Origin of the sequence: Phyllobacterium sp. 22229 (assembly GCF_052056495.1) — a bacterium.
GTDB lineage: Bacteria > Pseudomonadota > Alphaproteobacteria > Rhizobiales > Rhizobiaceae > Phyllobacterium > Phyllobacterium myrsinacearum.
The window spans coordinates 29,058-51,716 of the sequence record NZ_JBQEPA010000032.1 but is presented as its reverse complement, the minus strand read 5'-3'; the positions used below and the strand labels follow the sequence as shown (position 1 = coordinate 51,716).

25 protein-coding genes are annotated in these 22,659 nt (G+C 61.3%); 12 read left to right on the top strand and 13 right to left on the bottom strand.

What is annotated here, in order from left to right; genetic code table 11:
• A partial coding sequence (gene xseA / locus ACTJJ7_RS26390) for an exodeoxyribonuclease VII large subunit (protein WP_440969333.1) occupies window positions 1-932 on the bottom strand: 932 nt, incomplete at its 3' end.
• Between the two features lie 84 nt (window positions 933-1,016).
• Between xseA and ACTJJ7_RS26385 the strand changes: the two genes are divergently transcribed.
• Window positions 1,017-1,586, top strand: coding sequence for a DUF2585 domain-containing protein (locus ACTJJ7_RS26385; RefSeq protein ID WP_440969332.1), 570 nt, complete (start codon window positions 1,017-1,019; stop codon window positions 1,584-1,586).
• 4 nt (window positions 1,587-1,590) lie between these two features.
• On the opposite strand, the gene ACTJJ7_RS26380 is transcribed toward ACTJJ7_RS26385, so the two are convergent.
• Window positions 1,591-2,547, bottom strand: a complete 957-nt coding sequence (locus tag ACTJJ7_RS26380; protein ID WP_130268725.1) for a LysR substrate-binding domain-containing protein — start codon at window positions 2,545-2,547, stop codon at window positions 1,591-1,593.
• Between the two features lie 205 nt (window positions 2,548-2,752).
• On the opposite strand from ACTJJ7_RS26380, the gene ACTJJ7_RS26375 reads away from it, so the two are divergent.
• Window positions 2,753-3,040 (top strand): DUF1127 domain-containing protein, encoded by a 288-nt coding sequence (locus ACTJJ7_RS26375; protein WP_158531265.1) that lies wholly within the window; start codon window positions 2,753-2,755, stop codon window positions 3,038-3,040.
• Between the two features lie 110 nt (window positions 3,041-3,150).
• Here ACTJJ7_RS26375 and ACTJJ7_RS26370 read toward each other — a convergent pair whose 3' ends face one another.
• The 6 genes from ACTJJ7_RS26370 to ACTJJ7_RS26345 all read right to left on the bottom strand — a co-directional run bounded on the left by ACTJJ7_RS26370 (window position 3,151) and on the right by ACTJJ7_RS26345 (window position 8,669).
• Window positions 3,151-4,110 carry a DUF937 domain-containing protein gene (locus tag ACTJJ7_RS26370; protein WP_105736324.1) on the bottom strand — a complete coding sequence of 320 codons (960 nt, stop codon included), beginning with the start codon at window positions 4,108-4,110 and terminating at the stop codon, window positions 3,151-3,153.
• A 78-nt stretch (window positions 4,111-4,188) separates the two neighbouring features.
• A complete protein-coding gene (locus tag ACTJJ7_RS26365) occupies window positions 4,189-5,127 on the bottom strand; it encodes a phosphoribosylaminoimidazolesuccinocarboxamide synthase (protein ID WP_440969331.1) in 939 nt (312 codons plus the stop codon).
• Between the two features lie 75 nt (window positions 5,128-5,202).
• Window positions 5,203-5,946 (bottom strand): SDR family oxidoreductase, encoded by a 744-nt coding sequence (locus ACTJJ7_RS26360; protein ID WP_440969330.1) that lies wholly within the window; start codon window positions 5,944-5,946, stop codon window positions 5,203-5,205.
• A gap of 23 nt (window positions 5,947-5,969) precedes the next feature.
• The gene (locus tag ACTJJ7_RS26355) at window positions 5,970-7,343 is read right to left on the bottom strand and encodes a glutamate--cysteine ligase (protein WP_440969329.1); all 1,374 of its coding nucleotides are present in this window, start codon (window positions 7,341-7,343) and stop codon (window positions 5,970-5,972) included.
• A gap of 107 nt (window positions 7,344-7,450) precedes the next feature.
• Entirely contained in the window at window positions 7,451-8,185 is a 735-nt protein-coding gene (locus ACTJJ7_RS26350; protein ID WP_440969328.1) for a 16S rRNA (uracil(1498)-N(3))-methyltransferase, read from the bottom strand.
• A 46-nt stretch (window positions 8,186-8,231) separates the two neighbouring features.
• Complete coding sequence (locus ACTJJ7_RS26345; protein ID WP_105736315.1) at window positions 8,232-8,669, bottom strand: Lrp/AsnC family transcriptional regulator; 438 nt, start codon at window positions 8,667-8,669, stop codon at window positions 8,232-8,234.
• A gap of 133 nt (window positions 8,670-8,802) precedes the next feature.
• Here ACTJJ7_RS26345 and ACTJJ7_RS26340 point away from each other — a divergent pair, with 133 nt between their 5' ends.
• Together ACTJJ7_RS26340 and ACTJJ7_RS26335 are read left to right on the top strand one after the other, a co-directional pair.
• Complete coding sequence (locus ACTJJ7_RS26340; RefSeq protein ID WP_440969327.1) at window positions 8,803-9,702, top strand: DMT family transporter; 900 nt, start codon at window positions 8,803-8,805, stop codon at window positions 9,700-9,702.
• Window positions 9,703-9,785: 83 nt separating this feature from the next.
• Window positions 9,786-10,310: a GNAT family N-acetyltransferase gene (locus ACTJJ7_RS26335; RefSeq protein WP_440969326.1), complete on the top strand. Its 525-nt coding sequence runs from the start codon at window positions 9,786-9,788 to the stop codon at window positions 10,308-10,310.
• 9 nt (window positions 10,311-10,319) lie between these two features.
• Here the strand turns inward: ACTJJ7_RS26335 and ACTJJ7_RS26330 are convergent, their stop codons facing one another.
• Window positions 10,320-10,937 carry a hypothetical protein gene (locus ACTJJ7_RS26330; protein WP_440969325.1) on the bottom strand — a complete coding sequence of 206 codons (618 nt, stop codon included), beginning with the start codon at window positions 10,935-10,937 and terminating at the stop codon, window positions 10,320-10,322.
• A 72-nt stretch (window positions 10,938-11,009) separates the two neighbouring features.
• On the opposite strand from ACTJJ7_RS26330, the gene ACTJJ7_RS26325 reads away from it, so the two are divergent.
• Window positions 11,010-11,708, top strand: a complete 699-nt coding sequence (locus ACTJJ7_RS26325; RefSeq protein WP_440969324.1) for a type 1 glutamine amidotransferase — start codon at window positions 11,010-11,012, stop codon at window positions 11,706-11,708.
• Window positions 11,709-11,882: 174 nt separating this feature from the next.
• Window positions 11,883-12,023: a hypothetical protein gene (locus ACTJJ7_RS26320; RefSeq protein WP_165401767.1), complete on the top strand. Its 141-nt coding sequence runs from the start codon at window positions 11,883-11,885 to the stop codon at window positions 12,021-12,023.
• Here the strand turns inward: ACTJJ7_RS26320 and ACTJJ7_RS26315 are convergent.
• Both ACTJJ7_RS26315 and ACTJJ7_RS26310 read right to left on the bottom strand, forming a co-directional pair.
• On the bottom strand, window positions 12,020-12,757 hold the full coding sequence (locus ACTJJ7_RS26315; RefSeq protein WP_440969323.1) for a metallophosphoesterase: 738 nt from the start codon (window positions 12,755-12,757) through the stop codon (window positions 12,020-12,022). The two genes, ACTJJ7_RS26320 and ACTJJ7_RS26315, sit on opposite strands and share 4 nt — an antisense overlap.
• Complete coding sequence (locus ACTJJ7_RS26310; RefSeq protein WP_130268734.1) at window positions 12,754-13,536, bottom strand: FCD domain-containing protein; 783 nt, start codon at window positions 13,534-13,536, stop codon at window positions 12,754-12,756. Before ACTJJ7_RS26310 ends, ACTJJ7_RS26315 begins: the two co-directional genes overlap by 4 nt.
• Before the next feature lie 180 nt (window positions 13,537-13,716).
• Between ACTJJ7_RS26310 and ACTJJ7_RS26305 the strand changes: the two genes are divergently transcribed.
• Window positions 13,717-15,024 carry a DUF3422 family protein gene (locus ACTJJ7_RS26305; RefSeq protein WP_440969322.1) on the top strand — a complete coding sequence of 436 codons (1,308 nt, stop codon included), beginning with the start codon at window positions 13,717-13,719 and terminating at the stop codon, window positions 15,022-15,024.
• On the opposite strand, the gene ACTJJ7_RS26300 is transcribed toward ACTJJ7_RS26305, so the two are convergent.
• Both ACTJJ7_RS26300 and tet read right to left on the bottom strand, forming a co-directional pair.
• Complete coding sequence (locus ACTJJ7_RS26300) at window positions 15,025-15,924, bottom strand: LysR family transcriptional regulator (RefSeq protein WP_105736303.1); 900 nt, start codon at window positions 15,922-15,924, stop codon at window positions 15,025-15,027.
• 32 nt (window positions 15,925-15,956) lie between these two features.
• Window positions 15,957-17,156: a Tet(A)/Tet(B)/Tet(C) family tetracycline efflux MFS transporter gene (gene tet / locus ACTJJ7_RS26295; protein ID WP_440969321.1), complete on the bottom strand. Its 1,200-nt coding sequence runs from the start codon at window positions 17,154-17,156 to the stop codon at window positions 15,957-15,959.
• Between the two features lie 68 nt (window positions 17,157-17,224).
• Between tet and ACTJJ7_RS26290 the strand changes: the two genes are divergently transcribed.
• The 5 genes from ACTJJ7_RS26290 (at window position 17,225) to glcF (ending at window position 22,589) form a co-directional block, all read left to right on the top strand.
• Complete coding sequence (locus tag ACTJJ7_RS26290) at window positions 17,225-17,866, top strand: TetR/AcrR family transcriptional regulator C-terminal domain-containing protein (RefSeq protein WP_440969320.1); 642 nt, start codon at window positions 17,225-17,227, stop codon at window positions 17,864-17,866.
• Between the two features lie 115 nt (window positions 17,867-17,981).
• Complete coding sequence (locus ACTJJ7_RS26285; RefSeq protein WP_130268737.1) at window positions 17,982-19,478, top strand: FAD-linked oxidase C-terminal domain-containing protein; 1,497 nt, start codon at window positions 17,982-17,984, stop codon at window positions 19,476-19,478.
• Between the two features lie 3 nt (window positions 19,479-19,481).
• Complete coding sequence (locus tag ACTJJ7_RS26280) at window positions 19,482-20,054, top strand: ASCH domain-containing protein (protein WP_440969319.1); 573 nt, start codon at window positions 19,482-19,484, stop codon at window positions 20,052-20,054.
• Complete coding sequence (gene glcE, locus ACTJJ7_RS26275) at window positions 20,051-21,262, top strand: glycolate oxidase subunit GlcE (RefSeq protein ID WP_440969318.1); 1,212 nt, start codon at window positions 20,051-20,053, stop codon at window positions 21,260-21,262. Before ACTJJ7_RS26280 ends, glcE begins: the two co-directional genes overlap by 4 nt.
• A 1-nt stretch (window position 21,263) precedes the next feature.
• Entirely contained in the window at window positions 21,264-22,589 is a 1,326-nt protein-coding gene (glcF, locus tag ACTJJ7_RS26270) for a glycolate oxidase subunit GlcF (RefSeq protein ID WP_440969317.1), read from the top strand.
• Window positions 22,590-22,659: the final 70 nt, after the last annotated feature.

The window sequence follows — 22,659 nt, the reverse complement described above, 5'->3', positions numbered from 1 at the left end:
TGGCCAAAGCGCCGATCCTTTCCCGACTTTCGAAAGTTTCCGGAAGCATTCCCGCCGGAAAGGACGAGGAGAAGGATGGCAACGCTTGCCTGCAGGTCGGCCCGCACCGGTACCGCCATTTCGGCGGCGCCGGTCGGTGTCGGCGCGCGGACGTCGGCGGCAAGATCGATCAGCGTCCAATCCGTTTCATGCCCGACGGCTGAAATGACGGGGATATCGGATGCCGCAACGGCGCGCACGACGACTTCATCGTTGAACCCCCAGAGATCTTCCAGGCTGCCGCCGCCACGCGCCACGATGAGAACATCGGGCCGCGGCAAGGCGCCGCCCGGCTGCAGGGTGTTGAAGCCATTCACAGCGGCGGCCACTTCCGCGCCTGACGTTTCGCCTTGCACACGCACCGGCCAGACCAGCACATGCAGCGGAAAGCGGTCGGTAATGCGGTGAATGATATCGCGGATAACCGCGCCGGTGGGCGAGGTGACCACACCGATGACGCGCGGCATGAAGGGCAGCAATTGCTTGGCGGCCGGGTCGAACAGACCTTCCGCGCCGAGCTTGCGCTTGCGCTCTTCCAGAAGCGCCATCAAAGCCCCGGCGCCGGCCGGTTCCATCTGCTCGATGACGATCTGGTATTTTGACGAGCCGGGATAGGTGGTCAGCTTGCCGGTCGCGATGACTTCCATGCCTTCTTCAGGCTGGAATTTCAGCCGGCTCATGCTGCCGCGCCAGACCACGGCCTCGATCCGCGCCTTGTCGTCCTTCAGGGAAAAATAGGCATGGCCCGAGGAATGCGGGCCGCGATAACCGGAAATTTCGCCGCGCACGCGCACATGGCCGAACGTGTCCTCAACAGTGCGCTTTAGCGCTCCGGAGATTTCGGATACGGAATACTCGGCGACATTGGACGTCGATTCGGACTTTTCGGTCATTTCCTATTCCTACCGGGGTGGCGAACGGCGTCAAGTCTTGGACAGGCGGGTTCCAGGGTCCGGGGATGAAAAGGGGGAATGCTCATGACGCAACGTCTCAGTCTGCGCCATTATCTGATGATCGGCGCCGCGATGATCGCGGTGACCGCCATCGTCCTGCTGTGGATGGGCCGCAATCCGATCTGCACCTGCGGAGCGGTCAAGCTTTGGGTGGGCGAAGTCAACTCGTCCGACAATTCCCAGCATATTTCCGACTGGTATTCCCTGTCGCACATCATCCACGGCTTTCTGTTCTACGGCCTTTTGTGGCTGGTTGCGCGCAGCAGGCCGGTGGGCTTGCGCCTGCTGCTTGCCATCGTGGTGGAAGCCGCGTGGGAGATTTTCGAGAATACCGATATGGTCATCAACCGCTACCGCGAGGCGACCATTGCGCTCGGTTATACCGGCGACAGCGTGCTGAACTCGGTGTGTGATATCCTGTTCATGGTGATCGGCTTTTTCTTTGCCTCCCGCGCGCCGCTCTGGCTGACGATCATCATCGCCATCGTCTTCGAATTGCTGGCCGGATATGTCATTCGCGACAATCTCACCCTCAATGTCTTGATGCTGATCTATCCGCTCGATGCCATCAAGGCGTGGCAGGGCGGGCTGTAACCGCCTACCAGCCCGGAACCAGCTCGGTGGAGCGCACCTGCCGCAGCCGCTGGTTGACCTGGTTGGGCGCAGCCGCCGGCGCCATGCTGACCGGGGTTGGCATCGACAGGTTGTCGAGGCTTTCGACGATATGCTGCGCCAGCGCGTCCACGATGGCCGAGGGCTTGGTGTGGCCGCGCATGATGCCGATGCCGAATTCCGGCAGGCGGCCAAAGCCGTCGGCTTCGGTGAGCACGCGCATGCCGGGGCGCAGGGCGCATTCCGGCAGGATCGAGACGGCAAGACCAGCCAGCACAGCGGCCGCCAGAACCGTCGCCGACCAGCTGGTGAACAGGATGCGATAATCGTGATGCATGGTGTCGAGCACGTCGATTGCCGCGGCGCGCCAGATGCAGGTCGGCCGGCCAACGGCAAGCGGCAGCACCTTCTCCTCATGCACCGTATGGTGCGCCGACGTGACCCAGAGCAACTGCTCGCTGCGCACCACTTCCGAACGGCGCATGTCGTCGCACTGGGTGACCAGCGCCAGATCGAGCTGCCCCTTGCGGATCATCTCATCGAGATTGACCGTGGGCTCGCACACCACCGAAAGTTCGACGCGCGGGTTGGACCGGGAAAAGCGCGCCATGATTTCCGGCAGGAAGCGGTCGGCATAGTCGTCCGGGGTGCCGATGCGGATGTGTCCCTGCAGCTGCGTATCGTCGAAAGCGGCGATGGTTTCGCCGTTGAGCTGCATCATGCGGCGGGCATAGGCCAGCAGACGCTCGCCGTCTTCGGTCAGCTTGTTGGTGCGCCCGTCCCGTTCGAAGAGTGCCTTGGAAACCCGCTCTTCCAGCCGGCGCATCTGCATGGAGACCGCTGACTGTGTCTTGTTGACCGCATCCGCAGCTCTGGTGAAGCTGCCGCTGTCGGCAATGGCGATAAATGTCTGCAATTGGTCAAGATCAAGAGGCGCATTCATGGCTTCGCTCCCGGACGGCACAATCCATCATTATTATTGAACGTTTACATGAAAAACATTCGTTTGAATAATCAATTTTTGTGGATCATTCTACAGATGTTCAGGAGACGCCCGTGTTGAAACGATACCGGGCGTGATGCGTAGAAAATGGTTTCAACGCGGTTCAACCCTTCTTGATCAGCGCCATTCAAAAAGGAGTAGGGCGATGACGACGACAACGAGAACGACTGAAGTAAATGGATTTGTGCCCGCGATCGCTTTCGCGCTGGCCCAGGCCGCTGGCTTTGTCACCCGAATGATCGTCGCCCGCCGCAATCGCAAAACGATTTTGAGCCTCGGGGAGTGGAACGATCAAATGCTGCATGACATCGGTGTCACGCGCGGTGATCTGCATTCGGCCCTTGGCACGTCGCTGCTTGAAGATCCGAGCGAAAAACTGGGTGCACTGGCCGATGTACGGGCCCGTTTGCGCGCAGCACGCTCGATCAGCTGAGCATCGATTTTGACGGTTTAGCAGGCGTCCCATTCACACCGGAATCCCCTCCCGGTGCCCCGCCTGCCCACTGCCCGGCCTTCTGGCCGGGCTTTTTCTTTATGGGGCCGCTACTTGTTGCGGTCCATGCCGCGCAGATACTGGTCGAAAATGGATTCCACGCCCTTCTGGTATTGTTCGTTGGTTTTCCGGCCCGTTTCGAACATCTGGTCGAGGACATCCTTGAACGGATTGTTGGCAGTGGGTGGTTGGTCCGGCTGCCGGGGCTGAGGCTCCGGTGCCGTGCGCTGTTGCGCGCCGCCGCCGAGCATATCGCCGAAGATTTTGCCGAGGGGATTGTCGCCGAACGGGTTCTGCGCATTCCCCGCCGGCTGCTGGCCTTGCGGCGTGGCGCCGGGAAACCCGCCGCGCGTCATCTGTTCGAGGATTTGGCCAAGCGGATTGTTGCCCCACGGATTGGCCTGGCCCTGCGGCTGCTGCGGCGCTCCGGCAGCGCCGCCGCCAAGCATGCTTTCCAGAATCTGGCCCCAGGGGTTGGCGGCGCCCGGCTGGTTGGGCGCGGTCTGGCCGCCGATGCCGCCGCTTTGCCGCATCATCTGCTCGATGAAATCGCCAATGACATTGCCGCCGCCGAGCCCGGCCGCCGCAAACTGGCCTGTCGACTGCTTGTAGAGCCCGCCCATGGTCATGGATGCGAGCACCGGCAGCATCTGCTGCAGCGTACTGACGGCGATGCCGGTCATCCGCGCGGCGTGATCGGCGACGGCGCGTGACAATTCCTTCGAACCGAACAGATTGTTCAAAATGGCATTGCCGTCGGCGATACCCGCCGGATTGAAGGCCGCTTGCGGATTATCAAAATAATTGACGTGTTGGCCCGATGACAGCGACTGGATGAAGGCGCCGACGCCCATGGGATCGGCGGTATTGCGCTGCAAGCCCTGCGAAAAGGCAGGCATCAATGCCTCGATGGCGGCGATTGTCTGTTGTTGCGAGAGCTGAAACTGGCGGGACAATGCCTCCACGGCCTGCCCGCCCTGTCCCTTCAGGAACATGTCTACAAGATTCATGGCGCCGATCCTCCTTCGGGCTGATGCACGAGAGAAGAGTAGCCCTGCCGACAACCAAAGTTCAATCTTTTTATCGGGTTAGAAGTACTGCGCCAGATTCTTGCGGATGCGTTCCAGCGGATCGACGGCGGGATCGCCGGGCACGAATGTTTCGCCGGTAATCGTTTCATAGGCCTGGATATAGACCTTGGTCGTCGCGTCGATCATATCCTGCGGAATCTCGGGGATATCATCCTTGTAGGGGTCGCAGCGCTCGACCACCCAGGTGCGGATGAAGTCCTTGTCGAAACTGACCGGGCGCTTGCCCGGCGCATAGCTGTCGGCAAACCAGTAGCGGCTGGAATCCGATGTGTGGATTTCATCGGCCAGCACGATGTTGCCGTCGGCGTCCGTGCCGAACTCGTACTTTGTATCGGCCAGAATGAGGCCGCGGCTGGCAGCGATTTCCTGTCCGCGCGCGAAAAGCTTGAACGCATAGGCGGAAATCGTGTCCCACTGTTCCTGCGTCAGCAGCTTCTGGTCGAGTATTTCCCGGGCGGTCAGTGGTTCATCATGGCCGCCATCGAACGCCTTGGATGTCGGCGTGATGATCGGTGCGGGAAGCTTTTCATTGTCCTGCAGGCCGTCGGGGAAGGTCGTGCCATACATCTCCCGCTTGCCGGCCTTGTAGAGCGTCAGGATCGACGTGCCGGTGGTTCCCGCGAGATAGCCGCGCACGATGATTTCGACCGGCAGGATATCGAGACGGCGGGCAACCACGACGTTCGGGTCGGGATAATCAAGCACATGGTTGGGACAGATATCGCTGGTCTGCTCGAACTGGTAGCGCGCGGTCTGCGTCAGCACTTCGCCCTTCAGCGGAATGCAGGCCAGAATCCGGTCAAATGCGCTGATGCGGTCCGTGGCGATAATGATGCGCCGCCCATCCGGCAGATCATAATTCTCGCGCACCTTGCCGCGGTAATAATTCGGCAGTTCGGGAATGAAGGCTTCGGTGAGCGCTTTGTGTGTGGGCATGGTGTGAAGAATCCGCGTCAGACAATCTGGCTTCCGCATAACACATAAGTCGGGCAACGGGAGTCAAATTCTTGACTAGCGCCCGCCGGTTACATCAAGGAGTGCGCCGGTCACATAGGACGCGGCATCGCTGAGCAGCCAGACGATGGATTCGCCGACTTCGTCAGCCGTTCCCGGCCGTCCCAGCGGTGCCATCACGCCGAGGCGCTGCGCCCGGTCCGGCTGGCCGCCGCTGGCGTGGATGTCGGTCTCGATCAGGCCGGGGCGGACGGCATTGACGCGGATGCCTTCGGCACCGACTTCCTTGGAAAGGCCGATGGTCAGCGTATCCATCGCGCCCTTCGATCCGGCGTAGTCGACATATTCCGACGGTCCGCCGAGGCGGGCTGCGGCGGATGACAGGATGACGATCGACCCGCCTTTGCCGCCGCGCGATCGCGCCATGCGCCGGACACCCTCGCGGGCGCAGACATAGGCGCCGAGGATATTCACATCGAACATGCGTTTGAGGCGTTCGGTGTCGATATTCATCAGCTTGGATGCGGGCGCTACGATACCGGCATTGATGACAAGGCCGTCCAGCGGGCCGAGTTCCTCGGTCTGCCTGAACATGGCGATGACGTCGGCCTCGTTGGCGACGTCACCCTGTATGGCTTTTGCCTTACCGCCGGCTGCGATGACGGCCGCAACCACCTCGTCGGCGGCAGCCCTGTTGCCGATATAGTTGACGCCGACCGACCATCCCTTTTGACCCGCAAGAATGGCCACCGCACGGCCAATGCCGCGGCTTGCACCTGTTATCAGGATGGTCTTGCTCATTGCATATCTCCCAAAGGGTGGAATTAGTAGGCGTACTCCAGAAAGGCAGGTTCAACCGAACCGCCCCAGACCGTGTTGTACTGGCTGAGCATCTGCTCGGCGGAGGTCGTGCCGCGCGCGACCACTTCCTCCAGCGATGCGAGATAATGCGTCTCGTCAAAGCCTTCGCTGTTGAGCAGCACGCGGTTTTTCAGGCCAAGGCGCGAAATTGCCAGCACGTCGCGGGAAATGTCGTGCACAGAGCGGTTGCGCAGCGTGGCGCGCAGGCCCTTTGCCGGCACTTCATCGCGCAAAGCCTGCACTTCCGGATAGGTCCAGTCGCGGGTGAGGGCTTCCGCCGCATCCAGGGCCTCGGCGTCGTAGAGAATGCCGACCCAGAATGCCGGCAGCGCGCAGATGCGCCGCCACGGGCCGCCATCGGCGCCGCGCATTTCAAGGAAGCGCTTCAGCCGCACTTCCGGGAACAGCGTTGAAAGGTGGTTCGTCCAGTCGCCCATATTGGGCGTAGCGTCCGGAATGGTATCCTTCAACGCGCCGTTCATGAACTGGCGGAAAGTCACATGCGTGCAGTCATGGTAACGGCCATGGCGCAGGACAAAATACATCGGCACGTCGAGCGCCCATTCCACGTAATCGGCAAAGCCGAAATTTTCGTTGAAGATGAACGGCAGCACACCCGAGCGGTTGTTGTCCGTATCGCGCCAGATATTGGAACGCCAGGACAACAGGCCGTTCGGCTTGCCCTCGGTGAACGGCGACATGGCGAACAGCGCCGTGGCGATGGATTGCAGCTTTACGGACACCTGCATCTTGCGCCGCATGTCGGTTTCCGAGGCGAAGTCGAGATTCACCTGGATGGTACAGGTGCGGTACATCATGTTCAGCCCGTCCTTGCCGACCTTCGGCATATAGTTGGACATGATGTTGTAGCGGGATTTCGGCATGCGCGGCGTTTCGGCCAGGGTCCATTTCGGGCTGCCGCCGAGACCCAGGAAGCGGATGCCGAGCGGTTCGGCTATCTCGCGCACCTGCGCCAGATGCGCATTGGTTTCGCGGCAGGTCTGGTGGATAGTGGAGAGCGGTGCACCCGACAGTTCGAACTGACCGCCCGGTTCCAGCGAGATTGCGCCCTGTCCGGTCGGCTCGACCAGGCCGATGATATTGCCTTCGTCAATGATCGGTTCCCAGCCCAGCTTCGACTGCATGCCTTCAAGGATGGCGCGGATGCCGCGCGGACCGTCATAGGGAACCGGACTGTTGTCTTCGGTGTAGAACGGGAATTTCTCATGCTCCGTGCCGATGCGCCATGCCGATTGTGGCTTGGAGCCCTGGGCGAGGTAGGTCGCCAGTTCTTCCGTACCGGAAAGGGGCGTCTCGTCTGTTGTATCGCGCGCCATGGATGGTGCTTCCCCACTAGAATGTTCGAACTTGCGGCGTGATTGGCTGTTTTCGGAAACGAGCGCAAGCAAATTTCGCTGATGCACTCATCAAGAGAATTTGTAACTCACCAATCGCCGATCGTCGCCTGAATAAGCGCGAGTGCGGCAACGGCGGCTGTGTCGGCGCGCAGGATGCGCTGGCCCAGCGGAATGGCGGTGACAAACGGCAGTTTGCGCAAGGTCTCGCGCTCCGTATCCGAGAACCCGCCTTCCGGGCCGATGAGAACACCAAGCGGCCCGCGCGGCAGGCTTTGCAGCAGTGGCAGCGGGTTATGGGTATCATGACCTTCGTCGCAGAAAATCAGCCTCCGCCCCGCATCCCAGCCGTCCAGCAGTTTCTCAAGCTTGACCGGTTCGCGCGTTTCCGGGATGGCCAGCACGCCGCATTGCTCCGCCGCCTCGATGGCATTGGCCTCGATCCGATCCACGCCGATTCGGGTGACCTGCGTGTGCTGGGTGATCACCGGTTGCAGAACCCCGGCACCCATTTCAACCGCCTTTTGCACGAGGTAGTCGAGCCGCCCCTGCTTGAGCGGGGCGAAACAATAGACAAGATCAGGCGTTGCCGGTTGCACCCGCGTCAGTTCAAGCGGTTCCAGCGCCAGTTTCTTCTTGCTTTCAAAGCGCAGGGCGGCGCGCCATTCGCCGTCCCGGCCGTTGAAAACGAGGATTTCATCGCCGTCCTTCATCCGCAGCACATTGGCGAGATAGTTGACGGCTTCCGCCGGGGCGTCGGTTCGCCTGCCGGCCGCCAGATCCGCGGTTATATAAAGCCGTTGCATTCGGTAATTTGCGCGCATGGGAGATGGATGCCAGAGAGGGGATGGGGCGGTCAAGCGGACGGTGTCAGCCGAGAGGCGGCAGACGCCGCTTCACCGGCGAGGATTTGACGATGGAGGTGTTGGTTTCCGCCTTTTCCGCCAGCCGGTCGAGCAGGCCATCCAGCTGTTCCATGCTGCGGAAATGCAGCTTGCCGATAAAGCAGTCATCGCCCGTCACCTTGTCGCATTCCGTAATTTCAGGCATCTCCTGGATCAGCCGCTCGACGATATGCAGCATGCCGGGCAGGGGCCTGACCCGCACGATGGCTGTCAGATTGTAGCCGAGCGCCGCCGGATCGATATCGACGGTGAAGGCGCGGATCACCTTTTTTTCTTCAAGCCGCCGCAGCCGCTCGGACACGCTGGGGGACGAGAGCCCGACTTTCTGGCTCAGTTCCTTCAGCGAGATTCGCGCATCTTCGATCAGAATGCCGAGGATGGTCTTGTCCATTTCGTCGAGCATAGCAACCTCGTAAGGCAGATCAGGGAATTTACCTGCATTAAACAGGTGTACTCAATATTGTACCTTCTTCTTCATATATCAAAACGCCGTCCCGCCGAATAGTCTTGTGATGCAAGATGAAGGGACGAGCGCTATGGAACGGGATGTAGCAAGAGGCAGCGTGGAAATGACCGCTGCGATGATGATTTCGGGCACGATCGGCTGGTTTGTGCTGATGTCCGGTCAGCCGGTCTTATCCGTCGTGTTCTGGCGCTGCGCCTTTGGAGCGCTGACATTGCTCGGCGTTTGCGCTGCACTCGGCCTGCTGCGTCCCAACATCATGTCATGGAAGCTGTTCGGTCTTGCCGTTCTTGGCGGCGTTGCCATTGTGCTCAACTGGGTGCTGCTCTTTGCCGCTTATTCCCGTGCGTCCATTGCCATCGCGACCACGGTTTACAATGTCCAGCCGTTCATGCTCGTCGTATTGGGCGCGCTGATCTTCAAGGAGAAACTGACATTCACCAAGCTGTTCTGGCTGGCTGTCGCATTTGCCGGCATGCTGCTGATCGTTCAGGCCAAGCCCGGCGGCGGTTATACGGGAACCAACTACATGGCCGGTATCGGCCTGTCGCTGGGCGCGGCCTTTCTCTACGCCATCGCATCCATCGTGGCCAAGCGGCTGAAGGGCACGCCGCCGCATCTGATTGCGCTCATTCAGGTTTGCGTCGGCATCGTGCTGATGGCGCCGCTTGCCGATTTCAGTGTCCTGCCGAAAGGCGTGGCCGAATGGGGCAGCATCGTCACGATTGGTGTGGTTCACACGGGATTGATGTATATTCTGCTCTATAGCGCCATCCAGAAATTGCCGACCCATCTCACCGGATCGCTGTCATTCATCTATCCCATCGCTGCCATTCTGGTTGATTATTTCGCCTTCGGGCATCAGCTGCAGCCCATTCAGTTCCTGGGATCTGCAGCCATTCTCATCGCTGCGGCCGGTACCAGCCTCGGATGGAAACTGGGCCGGACCGTGCCTGAGGGCGCCAAGGCATAAGACCAGACGGCATTTGCCAGATGCAGTTTTGTTCTATATGTGTGGAAAGAGCATAAACACTTTTGACATTGCAGAGCAAGGCCATGGAAATACGTCCTCTCACCCGCGATCAGATCGAACATGTCTGGAGCATTGACCGCAGCGAAATCATCGAAAATATCTATACGCTGAAGGATGGGGAACTGGTTCTCCATCCCGAATTTTGTGACGCGCCGGGTTGGGAAGAGGGCGAGCCGGAAAAATACACGCCCTTGCTTCAGGAAAGTTTTGACCGGGGCGGCCAGTTCTTTGGCGCTTTCGATGGTGGAAAACTCGCGGGCGCGGCCATTGTCGACAGCATCTGGCGCGGTCCAAGGAAAGACTTGCTGCAGTTGAGTTTTCTGCATGTCAGTCACGCCTATCGCGGCCGGCGCCTGGGTGTGCGGCTGTTTGAACGCAGCAGGCAGGCGGCGAAGGAGCGCGGCGCCAAGGGCTTCTACATCTCCGCCACGCCGTCGGAGCACACGGTGAATTTCTATCGGCATCTCGGTTGTGTCGTGACCGCGCCCGATCCGGAACTGTTTACGATGGAACCGGAGGATATTCACATGGAGTGCGTTTTTAGCTGAAATAACGCATTAAGATTGAACTCCCGTGATGATTGGCTGGTAACCGCCGCGCAAGGCCTCAACGGTGGAGGGCGGTGTCAGCAGGCTGACGTCCCGTGTGGGCAGCGGGCAGGCCGCATAGCCGTCCCAGGACCAGAGATAAGTCGCGCGCCGATAGACGAGATAGGCACTGTCGCCGGAGGCGATCATGCTGCCGTCCGGCAGGTCCTTAACCGCCGTTGCAAGCCGGTGGCGTCTCTTGGCGCCGTCCCCGTCGAGGCGCTCCCCGTGCAACACGCGGTCCATTTCCGGTGCCGATTGTCTGGCGATGCCCTTGCCATCGGCCCAGGCTGCCTGGAAAGCCTTCGCCCGTTCCCGCTGGCAATAAAAGCATGGGCGGTGTCCGGCACTGAGCGCCGTCGGCTCATCGAGAAAGAACAGCTCGGTCCAGCTTTGCCGGGCCATGACGGCGCGCCGGACGTTCCTGAATGCGCAGACGCAGATGATCCAGGCCCTGGTGGTCCAGCGCCGTTTCAGCAGGGTGCGCGTTGTCGGATCGTGGATGATGCCGCGATTGCCCATGAGGGTTCCGCGCTGGGGCACGGCGAGGATGTCGCCGAAGGGTGTGACACGGTTTTGCAGGGGCATTTGATGGCTTCCGGCTGTGAAGGCTCCATGCTATCGCAGGATCATCGTCAATGCGATCATCAGGCAGGTAGAATGCGCGTTCTCGTTGTACAGAATTATCAGAATACCGGATTGGGGCTGGTTGGACAGGCCTTGGCGGAGGCCGGTGCACAGATTGATCTGGTGCAGGCCCATACCGGTGAACCGTTGCCTGCCGATGACGCCGGTTATGACGCGCTGATCTCGCTCGGCGGCGATCAGAATGCGCTTGCTGACGACCAGTTTCCCTACCTTCCCGCGCTTGCCCGGCTGATCCGGCGCTTTGGCGATGCGGACAAGGCGGTGCTTGGCATCTGCCTTGGCAGCCAGCTTGTTGCGCGCGGCTACGGGGCCGAAAATATTCTGGATCGTCCGCAGGAATTCGGCTGGCATGCGGTCACGGCGACGGCCGAAGCGGCAGCCGATCCCGTGCTGTCCGCGGTTGCGCACAACTTTCCGATTTTTCACTGGCACAGGGATACATTTTCCCTGCCGGAAGGCGCTATGCATCTCGCCTCGAGTGCGATGACGCGCAATCAGGCCTTCCGCATCGGGCGGGCCGTCTATGGTATCCAGTTTCACTTCGAGGCAGATACCGCGCTGGTCGAGGAATGGCGGCATGTTTTCCACGGCGAGATCATGAGGGACAACCCCGGCTGGCTTGCAAACTATCCGGCACTGGTTGCGGAAAACGGTGCTTCGGCCGATGCGGCCGGCCTCGCTTTGGCGCGCGCCTGGGTCGCGCTGATCTAGCGGCGGACGATTCAGTTGCATCTGTGCAACAGGCAAAATTTGAATCAAATTGCCCCGTCGGTATTCATGGGGAGCGTGGCTTTCGTTCACTTGCTGGAAAGAATTGTGCGCTGTAGTTGCCGGGCCGGTTAGCTGGCATGAAGCCAGGCCGTAGAGACTGATGGAAACGCCCGAATGACGATGAAAAGTGCCGCCCTTTTGACCGCAATGATGCTTGCATCGATCCTTTTCATGGGCGCCGAACTGGTATCGGTTGATGCCGGAGGCCGCACCGTATCGAGCGATGGTTACGGAATCAGCTCCGCCTCGCGTTAAACAATCGCTTCCAGAAAAGACTTGGCTTCAGCGTCGATCCTGATGGCGCTGAGGCGGCCGCTGGCATAGGCGCCGGTATCCAGATTGACCCGGTTCTGCCGCACTTCCACATCGCTGGCCGGTGTGTGACCGTGAATGACGACCTTGGAATGCAACCGGGGATCGTCGAGAAACTCCCAGCGAATCCAGATCAGATCGTCCGGATTTTGCCGGTCGAGATCAACCCCGGGCCTGATACCGGCGTGACAGAAGAAAAAATCTCCGAGGATCATCGAGCGGCGCAAACCGCGCAGAAACTCCACATGGGTTGCCGGCACGGCGCGCAGCAGGGCGGAGCGTCCCGCTGCCACCGAGGCCGGATCGTCAAAATCGATCGTTACGCCATAGGAGCGCGCTGTCTGCCTGCCACCATGCCGGGCGAAGACGCCATGAGCGTCGCCCGTGGCCAGAAAATCCAGAAATCCGACATCGTGATTGCCTGCCAGCGTCAGCATGCGGTGGTTCTTCCTCTGGGCGTTGACCAGATGATCCAGCACCCCCCTGGAATCCGGGCCGCGATCCACATAGTCGCCGAGATGCACCGCCACCCAGTCGAACGGCGGCTCCTTGGCGTTTTCAACCAGAATTCGCCGGTGCATCTCCTGCAGGAGATCGAGGCGGCCATGCACGTCACCGATGGCATAGACCCGCAGGCGATCGGGACCGCGCGCATGTTTGAAGTCGATTGTCTTCATGGGCGGTCCAGCTCCCTCTGGCTGCGCCGCAGCCGCGATGTTTCCTGCCAGGCATTGCTGCGCGCCGCCTCTTTCTGGGCCTGTTCGATAAAGTCGATGTGCCCGTGCACGGCAGCCCGCGCCCCGTCGGGATCTGCAGCCAGGATGGCGGCGGCGATGGACAGATGCTGCTGCAGCAGCTTTTCCCGGGCGCCGGGAAAGCCGTAGATGAGGGTGCGATTGTAGAACACATCGTCGGCGAGCAGCCGGTAGCAGGAGCGCAACGTGTGCAGCAGAATGATGTTGTGGGCACATTCGCCGATGGTGCTGTGCAATTCGACATCCAGCTCGGCCTCCCGTTTGAAATCATCGGTCTCGTAGGCGCGCTGCATCGCGTCAACGATACCGCGCAAAAGCAGGCGGTCATCGTCCGTTGCCCGGCGCGCGGCATAATCCGCCGCGATGCTTTCGATCTCCCGGCGGTATTCGAGATAGTCCGCTGCTGCCTTCGGGTGGCTGGAGATCAGCTCCATGACTGGCTTGGAAAAGACCTCGCCGATGACATCGGCAACGAAGGTGCCGCCGCCATGGCGCGCGACAAGCAATCCCTTGGCTTCGAGAGCCTTCAGCGCGCTGCGCAGAATGGGGCGCGACACGTCGAACTGCACGGCAAGGTCGCGCTCCCCCGGCAAGCGGTCGCCCACGCGCAGAATACCCTCGAGAATGAGTGTCTCGATCTGGCCGATAATGTCATCGGCTGTTCGCGAGGAGTGGATGCGGGCAAAAACCGGGCTGCTCATGATGAAAATCGTCCGCAGGAGTGATGTGTCCTGACAGCGTACCGGCAAATCACGAAACTGGTCAATTCTTTGATCCAGTTGGCAAGCGTCGCATAGCCGCAGCCTTCCGGCGTAAAGGAGCATTGAAAGGGCCGGTCATTGCGTTCACCATCTTGTGAACACGCCACCAAAGGGGCCGGTATGAAGGGGAAAAGACTGAAAACAGCGGCGGCATTTTCCAACGCGGCCACGGGTCCGGGCGTGATGGGCTTTCCGGGGCATGCGGAGCGTTGCGTGGCGCTGGGTGAAGTGCATGCGCGGCCCTATCCCCTGGTGGACACGCCGCGCCTTCTCATCCAGCTCGCTTTCATGACCGAAGGCGGTTCCACGGTCGATCATGCGGTTCTGGCGGAGCTCAGCCGCAGCATAGGCATAGCGCCTCCCGCGCGCGATGCCCGCCACCACATCATGCCCTGGGGCAACGGCACGTTGCGCTGGGAGCGGCATACGGAGTTCTCGACCTATCTGTGGGAAGGTCCGTTGCCGCGCGCCGGCCAGGCAGCACAGCATCCCTTCGGGGAGGGCTTCAATCCGCCGGGCACCGTGATTGACGGCGTGCGGCTGGAGATTATCCGCAAGGACAATGGCGCCGCGGCGCTGGTGGAGGAATTCGATCCGGCCAGCCTCTGCTACAGCGATGTCGAGAACGGCCGTGCATCCATCGTGACGGATTTCCGGCAGGACGGCGACGGCATGACCCGCATCCTGATCCTCGATGATGGCCTGTCGCCCGCCCGCGCCGGTGCCCTGTCGCAGCGTGTGATCGAAATCGAGACCTACCGGACCCTTGCCATGCTCGGCCTGCCGCTGGCGCAGTCCCTGTCGCCGCGCATTCGCCGCATCGAAGACCGCCTGGCGGGTCTGACCACGGAAATGCGCGTACCGGATGCCGACAATCACAAACTGCTCGATGAATTGACCTCCCTTGCCGCGGAACTCGAAGCCGATGCAGCCTCGAGCCTGTACCGGTTCGGGGCAAGCCGGGCCTATAATGGCATCGTCCTGGAACGGCTGGCCGCGCTGCAGGAAGAGCCGGTGACCGGCTATGAAACCTGGGCGGCGTTCATCCAGCGGCGCATGGCACCTGCCATGCGCACATGCCATTCCGTCAGCGGAAGACAGGAAAACCTGTCGGAAAAACTCTCGCGCGCCGCCACGCTGCTGCGCACGTCGGTTGACGTGGAACTGGAACGGCAGAACCGCGATCTCCTGAGCTCGATGAACCGGCGTGCGCAACTGCAGCTGCGCCTGCAGCGGACGGTGGAAGGCCTGTCGGTGGCCGCGATTTCCTACTATGTCGTGGGCCTGTTCTATTATCTTGCCAAGGGCGCCGAAGCCTATGTGCCGGAACTGCACTCATCGGTTGTCACCGCTGCCTTTGTTCCCATAGCGATCATTGCCATGTGGTTTCTGGTGAAATCGATCCGCAAATCCCACAATGATGACTGATCAGACCCGGTCCCATGGCGCCACTGGGCCGTAGAGCGCCGCGAGATAGTCGATGAACACGCGGACCTTCGCCGGCAGAAACTGCCTTGAGGGATAAATCGCGTAAATCGCGATGTTGTGCGAAGCAGCGTAGCCGGTCAGCACGCGGACAAGCTGGCCGGCAGCAAGTTCAGGCCCGATGTCCCAGGTGGAGCGCAAGGCTATGCCAAGACCGCCGAGCACAGCGGCGCGCACCACCTCGCTCGAATTGGTCAGGATCGGCCCGGTCGGGCGCAGGGATACGCTGCCATCCGGCCCGTTCAGCCGCCAGGGATCGCCGTTATGGGCGGCAAGACAGATATGATGGTCGAGGTCCGCAATGGAATGCGGGGTTCCGTGCTCGGCGATATAGCGCGGCGATGCAACGAGATATCTTTGCACTGGCGCGAGCTTGCGCGCCACCAGACTGGAATCGGACAGCTCCGCAATGCGGATGGCGAGGTCATAGCCTTCCCCGACAATATCGGCAAATTCATCCGTCAGCATGAGATTGATGGACAGATCCGGATTGGCCCGCATGAAGGGTTCGAGATGCGGCGCAATATGCATGCGCCCGAAGGTGGTGGGCGCCGAGACTTTCAGCAGGCCGTGTGCCTGTTCGGAACGGCGCGATACGAAAGCTTCCGCTTCCTCGACACCCGACAGGATCGCCAGGACCCGCTCGTAATAGCCTTGCCCCGTTTCGGTCAGGGCAATTTGCCGGGTGGTGCGCTGCAGGAGGCGGGTGCCCAGCCGCTCTTCAAGCCGCCGCAGCCGCTTGGAAATGACGGCGGGCGACAGGCCGAGCTCCCGCCCCGCCGCCGACATGCTGCCGGATGAAACCACGCGCGCAAAAATTTCCATGTCATTCAGATGATCCATCGGCGCACTCTTTCCGCGGGATCAATCCAAGGTCAAGCCCCTGAAGGGCCTGCCGCCCGGCGATAGGCGATGGCGCGCAACAGCGGAATGCAAGGAATGTACAGCATCGCAGCGGAAATCCAGACAAAGCCGCTCCAGCCGGGCCGGGTGGCAGCATAGATGGCGGTAAACGCCACCGGTCCGATGATGCCGGTCAGGCTTGTTGCGCTGGCAAGAATGCCCTGGACTTCGCCTAGCCTGGTTTCATCGACCTGCCGCGTGATGATCGACTGGAGCGCGGGGCTGGCGATGCCGCCCATGGACAGGAAGACAAGGATGGGCAGGACCATCCAGCTCTGGCTGGCAAAGCCCATCAGCACATAGCCGATGCCGTCCATGCCCATTCCAAGGATCAGCGTGCGCCTTTCGCCGAGCTTTTCAGTGATGGGACCGGTAAGCAGCCCCTGGACGAGCGCATGGCACAGGCCGAAGGCGGCCAGCGAAAGACCCACGGCCGAAACGCTCCAGGCGAACCGGTCCTGCGTGTAGAGGATCCACAGCGCTGCAGGCACCTGGCCGATAAGCTGGATCAGCGTGAACACCGTGACGAGCGGTGTCAGACTCCTGATGCCGGTCACCCGGCGGAAACCGCCAAGCGGATTGAGATTTTGGGCCGCAAGCGGCGCTTTCACACCTTTTCTGGTTTCCGGCAGGAAGAAAAGCGCGAGCAGGAAGTTGGCGCCGTTGAGCATCATGGCCAGCACAAACGGGTAGTGGATGCCGGAACCTCCGGCAATGCCGCCCAGCAGGGGGCCGGCAATGAAGCCGAGGCCGAAACAGGCGCCGATCATGCCGAACCGCTGCGCGCGGCCGTCTTGCGGGGTGATATCCGCGATGGCGGCGCTTGCCACGGACATGGTTGCGCCGGTAACCCCCGAAATGATGCGGCCAATATAAAGCAGCGGCAGCACCATGGCCGACGCCATGACCAGATAATCCGCCGTCGCCCCGGCGAGGGAGACAAGGATGACCGGCCGCCGGCCAAAGCGGTCGCTCAGCGCCCCCAGAAGCGGCGCGCACAGAAACTGCATCAGCGCATAGAGAGCAAGGAGAATGCCGTAATGAGCAGCAACGTTGTCCGCATGCGTCAGCCCCGTCAGCAGTTCCGGCAGGACGGGCATGATCATGCCCACGCCTACAGCATCAAGGGTAACCGTTGTCAGAATCACGATCAGGGGTTTGTCGAAAGTCATGGATAACTCTTATTTATCATTGATAAGTAACTGGACGCATATCCTTTATCGGTGATAAATTGTCAAGCATGGCAAAACGAAGTGATATCAAATTGCAGCGCGAGGCAGTCATCAGGACGGCCCTGGATCTGCTCGGCGAAACGGGCGTCGATGGCCTGACCACAAGGCGCATTGCGGCGGCTCTGGGGGTGCAGCAGCCAGCATTGTATTGGCATTTCAAAGACAAGGCCGCTTTGCTCGATGCGCTGGCCGAGGCCATGCTGGTGGAAAACCACAGCCGCTCCCTGCCGCTGCCGGATGAGGACTGGCGGCATTTCCTCATCGAGAATGCACGCAGCTTCCGGCGCGCCTTGCTCGCCTACCGCGACGGGGCCAGGGTCCACGCGGGGTCGCGGCCCAGTCCGGCACTTTACCCAGCAGTGGAAGCGCAGCTCGGTTTCATGGTTGCCGCAGGATTTGATATTGTGGCGGCCGGGTACATCCTGCAGGCGGCCGGGCACTATGTCGTCGGTTCGGTGCTCGAGCAGCAGGCCGCCATGGCGGCAAATGGTCTGCCCGGGCACGGAACAGGGAGCGATATGGCGCCGGAGACAGGCGTGCAGTTTCCGCTGCTCGGTCAAGCCTTCAGGAAGCTCGAGAATGTCTCGCCGGATGAAGGTTTTGAATTCGGGCTTGTCGCGCTTGTCGCTGGCTTTGAGGGTCTGCTGTGAGACGCGTCACTTTGGCTGTGTGCCGCCTCCATTCAACAGTTTAGACTGTTTACAAACTCGAATGGACACTGGTAAACATAATTTACCAGTTAAGGAGTTTGCTGGAGGAGGTTTCATGTCCGGATTGGTGATGCCGAAAGCCGATGCGGCGACCATGTCGCGCCGCAAGGAGATCGTTGCCGCCTTGCAGGCCATCGTTCCGGGTGAAGGCGTTGTCGACGTTGCCAGCGCAATGCGCGCGTTCGAGTCCGATGCGCTGACCGCCTATCGCCAGCTTCCGCTCGTTGTCGTTCTGCCGCAGACCGTGCGGCAGGTTTCACAGATCCTCAAATACTGCCACGACAACAATGTGAAAGTCGTGCCGCGCGGGTCGGGAACATCGCTGTCCGGCGGCGCCTTGCCGCTCGAAGATGCGGTGCTGCTCGTCATGTCGCGGTTCAACCGCATCCTTGAAATCGATTATCCCAACCGCGTTGCCGTCGTGCAGCCGGGCGTGACCAATCTCGGCATCACCAAGGCGGTGGAACATGAAGGTTTTTATTACGCGCCGGACCCATCGTCGCAGATCGCCTGTTCGATCGGCGGCAATGTCGCGGAAAATTCCGGCGGCGTGCATTGCCTGAAATACGGGCTGACGGCCAACAATGTCCTCGGTCTGGAGATGGTTCTGATCAGCGGCGAGGTCGTGCGGCTTGGCGGCAAGCATCTCGATTCGGAAGGCTATGACCTGCTCGGCCTGATGACCGGTTCGGAAGGTCTGCTGGGCGTGGTGACGGAAGTCACCGTCCGCATCCTGCAGAAGCCAGCAACGGCCCGCGCGCTGATGGTTGGTTTCCCCTCAAGCGAAACCGCCGGGCAATGCGTTGCCGATATTATCGCTGCCGGCATCATTCCGGGCGGCATGGAAATGATGGATCGTCCGGCGATCCACGCCGCCGAGGATTTCGTCCATGCGGGTTATCCGCTCGACGTCGAAGCCCTGTTGATCATCGAGCTCGACGGTCCGGCGGTGGAGGTCAACCATTTGATCGACATGGTCGAGAAGATCGCCGGCAGAAACGGCGCCTCCTCCTGCATCATATCGCAGAGCGAAGAGGAGCGGATGACGTTCTGGGCGGGGCGCAAGGCGGCCTTTCCGGCGGTCGGGCGCATTTCACCGGATTACCTCTGCATGGATGGCACTATCCCGCGCAAGGAACTGCCGCAGGTTCTGGCGGGCATGCGGGCGCTTTCGGAAAAATATGGATTGCGCGTCGCCAACGTCTTCCATGCGGGGGATGGCAATCTGCATCCGCTCATCCTGTACGATGCCAATATTCCCGGTGAACTGCGCAAGGCGGAGGATTTTGGCGCCGATATCCTGCGGCTGTGCGTCAAGGTGGGCGGTGTTCTCACCGGTGAACATGGCGTGGGTGTCGAGAAACGTGAGCTGATGCCGGAAATGTTCAACGAGATCGATCTCAACCAGCAGATCCGCGTGAAATGCGCCTTCGATGACAAGCATCTGCTCAACCCCGGAAAGGTTTTCCCGCAGTTGCATCGCTGCGCCGAACTGGGGCGGATGCATGTCCACCGCGGTCAGGTGCCGTTTCCCGACATTCCGAGATTCTGACCGATGTTGTTCAGGGCACATACGCTCGAAGCCATTGCCCGCGGGGATGTCGATCTGGCATTCCGGCGCTGGACCCGGCCGACCGTGAAAACAGGATCGCGTCTGCGGACGGCCATCGGCTCATTGATCATAGGCGAGGTCTCTCTGGCCGCACGGGAAAAGATCACGGCAGACGAGGCGAAGCGGGCGGGATTTGCTGACGTTGCGGCCCTGGAGCGGGACCTGCGCCAGGGCAACGGCGCGATCTACCGTATAGCCATTGCGGGCGTGGACGTGGACGAGAGAATAGCCTTGCGCGAGGAGGCCTTGTCGCAGGCGGATATTGCCGGCCTCGCGGACCGGCTCGCCCGCTGGGACAAGGCGGCGGCGCAACCGGGCTACCACCGGAAGATATTGCAAGTGATTGCGGACCACCCGGAAATGGCGGCGGCGGATCTTGCCGCCCGGCTCGGCGTTGAAAAGCTCAAATTCAAGCGTGATGTGCGCAAACTCAAGGAGGTCGGCTTGACCATCAGTCTCGACATTGGCTACCGGCTCTCGCCGCGGGGCCGGAGCTTTCTGGGCGCGCTGACATGACCATATTCACCCCTTCAACCGAAGCCGAGATTGTCGAGGCGGTGCAGTGGGCATTGTCCGAGGGCGCACCGGTGGAGGTCTGCGGCCATGGGTCGAAGCGCGGTCTCGGCCGTCCGCTGCAGACCGAGCACACGATAGCCCTGTCGAACCATTCCGGCGTGACACTCTATGAACCGGATGAACTGGTATTGAGTGCCAAGGCGGGAACACCCATTGCGGAACTGGAGGCCTTGCTTGCGTCCAAGGGGCAGGCCTTTCAGTTCGAACCCATGGATTACGGGCCATTGCTGGGACAGGCGGCGGGGCAGGGCAGCCTTGGTGGTGTCCTTGCTGCCAATCTGTGTGGTCCGCGCCGGTTGAAGGCGGGATCGGCCCGCGATCACGTGCTGGGCGTGCGTGTTGTCTCGGGACGCGGCGAGCTGTTCAAATCGGGCGGCCGGGTGGTCAAGAACGTCACTGGCTACGACCTTTCCAAGGGCATGGCCAATTCCTGGGGCACCCTTGGCATCGCAACGGAAATCACCTTCAAGGTCCTGCCCGCGCCGGAGACGGAGACAACGCTCGTTATGCGTGGCCTGATGGATGACGAGGCTGCACGGGCCATGGCCATCGCCATGGGATCGAGCGGCGAGGTGGCGTCCGCGGCGCACCTGCCGGTGAACATTTGCGGACGGCTTGTCGATGGCGTTCTGAAAGGCGAGGCGTCGACATTACTGCGGCTGGAGGGGTTTGCGCCCTCCGTTGCCGACCGTGCGGCGATGCTGCGCGGCTTGCTGTCATCCGCTGGTGCCATTGAGGAACTGTCCGGTGAGATATCGCGCAAGCTCTGGCAGGAAGTGCGCGATGTCATCCCGTTTGCCGATGGAACCGAACGGCCGGTCTGGCGCGTGTCCATGGCGCCGATGGAAGCCTACAAGCTGGTGGCATCCATGCGCATGGGCGCTGCGGCCGATGCCTATTATGACTGGCAGGGCGGGCTGGTCTGGATGCGGCTCGATGGAGAACCCGAAGCGGAGGCAGTCCGGGCCCTCATCCGCAAATATGGCGGCGGCCATGCCACGCTGGTGCGCGCACCCGATGCGGTCCGCGCCGCCACCCCTGTCTTTGAACCGCAGCCCGCAGCACTGGCGGCGCTGTCGAAGCGGCTGAAACAGCAGTTTGACCCGGACGGTATTCTCAATCCCGGCCGCATGGTTGCAGGAGTGTAGCATGCAGACCAACTTCACCCCGCAGCAGTTGCTTGACCCCGGCGTTGCCGAATCCGAAAAGATCCTGCGCAAATGCGTCCATTGCGGCTTCTGCACCGCCACCTGCCCGACCTATGTCACGCTGGGCAATGAACTCGACAGCCCGCGCGGGCGCATCTATCTCATCAAGGACATGCTGGAAAATGGCCGTCCCGCCGATGAGCAGATCGTCAAGCATGTCGACCGCTGCCTGTCCTGCCTTGCCTGCATGACAACCTGCCCATCGGGCGTCAACTACATGCATCTGGTCGATCACGCCCGCGCCCACATCGAAAAAACCTATAAACGTCCGGTGATGAACCGTTTCATCCGGGCGCTGCTGGCGTTCGTTCTGCCGCATCCCCAGCGCTTCCGGCTGTCATTGACGGCGGCGAAACTCGGCCGTCCCCTGGCGCCGCTGTTCCAGTCCATCCCGGCACTGAAACCGGTTGCAGCCATGCTCGATCTCGCGCCGAAATCCGTTCCGGCAACATCGCGCTTTGCCGAGCCGGGCCTGCACAAGCCGGCACAGGAAAAGCGGGGCCGGGTCGCCATCCTGACGGGCTGCGCCCAGCCGGTGCTGAAGCCCGGCATCAACGAGGCGGCAATCCGTCTTTTGACCCGCCTCGGTGTTGAAGTTGTCGTGCCGAAAGGCGAGGGCTGCTGCGGCTCTCTCGTCCACCATATGGGGCGCGAGGAGGCTGCGCTGGACGATGCCCGCCGCAACGTCGACGTCTGGACGCGTGAGTTGAACACGGGCGGGCTTGACGCCATCATCGTCACGGCGTCGGGCTGCGGCACGACGATCAAGGATTACGGCCATATGCTGCGGCTCGATCCGGATTACCGCGACAAGGCGGCCGTTATCTCGGCGCTGGCCAGGGATATCACCGAATATTTGACGACCCTTAATCTGCCCGCGCCGCAGCATCAGGCGGATCTCGTCGTCGCCTATCACTCCGCCTGTTCCATGCAGCATGGCCAGAAGCTGACACGGCAGCCGAAGGATTTGCTGAAGGCTGCCGGTTTCACCGTCCGCGAGCCTGCCGAGGGGCATCTTTGCTGCGGCTCCGCCGGAACCTACAACATCATGCAGGCGGAGATTGCCCGCACGCTGCGTGACCGCAAGGTGAAAAACATCGAGGCAACGGGCGCCAGCGTCATCGCCACAGGCAATATCGGCTGCATCACGCAGATCGCCAGCGCTGCGAAGCTGCCCATTGTTCATACGGTGGAGTTGCTGGACTGGGTCTATGGCGGGCCGTGTCCGGAGGGTGTGCCTGCACCTGTCATGCGTGCTGCCGGATAGGCAAAAGAATGGCGGTGGCTCCCATGGAACCACCGCCCAGTTTCGGCACCGCCCCCGGTGCCGTCCCCAC

Excerpts from the sequence above, each read along its gene's own strand:
- tet (WP_440969321.1), bottom strand. The coding sequence starts at position 17,156 with ATGACTTTCGACAAACCCCTGATCGTGATTCTGACAACGGTTACCCTT.
- ACTJJ7_RS26340 (WP_440969327.1), top strand. The coding sequence starts at position 8,803 with ATGGAACGGGATGTAGCAAGAGGCAGCGTGGAAATGACCGCTGCGATG.
- ACTJJ7_RS26360 (WP_440969330.1), bottom strand. The coding sequence starts at position 5,946 with ATGAGCAAGACCATCCTGATAACAGGTGCAAGCCGCGGCATTGGCCGT.
- ACTJJ7_RS26375 (WP_158531265.1), top strand. The coding sequence starts at position 2,753 with ATGACGACGACAACGAGAACGACTGAAGTAAATGGATTTGTGCCCGCG.
- ACTJJ7_RS26320 (WP_165401767.1), top strand. The coding sequence starts at position 11,883 with ATGACGATGAAAAGTGCCGCCCTTTTGACCGCAATGATGCTTGCATCG.
- ACTJJ7_RS26310 (WP_130268734.1), bottom strand. The coding sequence starts at position 13,536 with ATGAGCAGCCCGGTTTTTGCCCGCATCCACTCCTCGCGAACAGCCGAT.
- ACTJJ7_RS26385 (WP_440969332.1), top strand. The coding sequence starts at position 1,017 with ATGACGCAACGTCTCAGTCTGCGCCATTATCTGATGATCGGCGCCGCG.
- ACTJJ7_RS26325 (WP_440969324.1), top strand. The coding sequence starts at position 11,010 with ATGCGCGTTCTCGTTGTACAGAATTATCAGAATACCGGATTGGGGCTG.
- glcF (WP_440969317.1), top strand. The coding sequence starts at position 21,264 with ATGCAGACCAACTTCACCCCGCAGCAGTTGCTTGACCCCGGCGTTGCC.
- ACTJJ7_RS26350 (WP_440969328.1), bottom strand. The coding sequence starts at position 8,185 with ATGCGCGCAAATTACCGAATGCAACGGCTTTATATAACCGCGGATCTG.
- ACTJJ7_RS26370 (WP_105736324.1), bottom strand. The coding sequence starts at position 4,110 with ATGAATCTTGTAGACATGTTCCTGAAGGGACAGGGCGGGCAGGCCGTG.
- ACTJJ7_RS26300 (WP_105736303.1), bottom strand. The coding sequence starts at position 15,924 with ATGGATCATCTGAATGACATGGAAATTTTTGCGCGCGTGGTTTCATCC.
- ACTJJ7_RS26280 (WP_440969319.1), top strand. The coding sequence starts at position 19,482 with ATGTTGTTCAGGGCACATACGCTCGAAGCCATTGCCCGCGGGGATGTC.
- ACTJJ7_RS26285 (WP_130268737.1), top strand. The coding sequence starts at position 17,982 with ATGTCCGGATTGGTGATGCCGAAAGCCGATGCGGCGACCATGTCGCGC.
- ACTJJ7_RS26335 (WP_440969326.1), top strand. The coding sequence starts at position 9,786 with ATGGAAATACGTCCTCTCACCCGCGATCAGATCGAACATGTCTGGAGC.
- ACTJJ7_RS26345 (WP_105736315.1), bottom strand. The coding sequence starts at position 8,669 with ATGCTCGACGAAATGGACAAGACCATCCTCGGCATTCTGATCGAAGAT.
- ACTJJ7_RS26315 (WP_440969323.1), bottom strand. The coding sequence starts at position 12,757 with ATGAAGACAATCGACTTCAAACATGCGCGCGGTCCCGATCGCCTGCGG.
- glcE (WP_440969318.1), top strand. The coding sequence starts at position 20,051 with ATGACCATATTCACCCCTTCAACCGAAGCCGAGATTGTCGAGGCGGTG.
- ACTJJ7_RS26355 (WP_440969329.1), bottom strand. The coding sequence starts at position 7,343 with ATGGCGCGCGATACAACAGACGAGACGCCCCTTTCCGGTACGGAAGAA.
- ACTJJ7_RS26330 (WP_440969325.1), bottom strand. The coding sequence starts at position 10,937 with ATGCCCCTGCAAAACCGTGTCACACCCTTCGGCGACATCCTCGCCGTG.
- ACTJJ7_RS26365 (WP_440969331.1), bottom strand. The coding sequence starts at position 5,127 with ATGCCCACACACAAAGCGCTCACCGAAGCCTTCATTCCCGAACTGCCG.
- ACTJJ7_RS26380 (WP_130268725.1), bottom strand. The coding sequence starts at position 2,547 with ATGAATGCGCCTCTTGATCTTGACCAATTGCAGACATTTATCGCCATT.
- ACTJJ7_RS26305 (WP_440969322.1), top strand. The coding sequence starts at position 13,717 with ATGAAGGGGAAAAGACTGAAAACAGCGGCGGCATTTTCCAACGCGGCC.
- ACTJJ7_RS26290 (WP_440969320.1), top strand. The coding sequence starts at position 17,225 with ATGGCAAAACGAAGTGATATCAAATTGCAGCGCGAGGCAGTCATCAGG.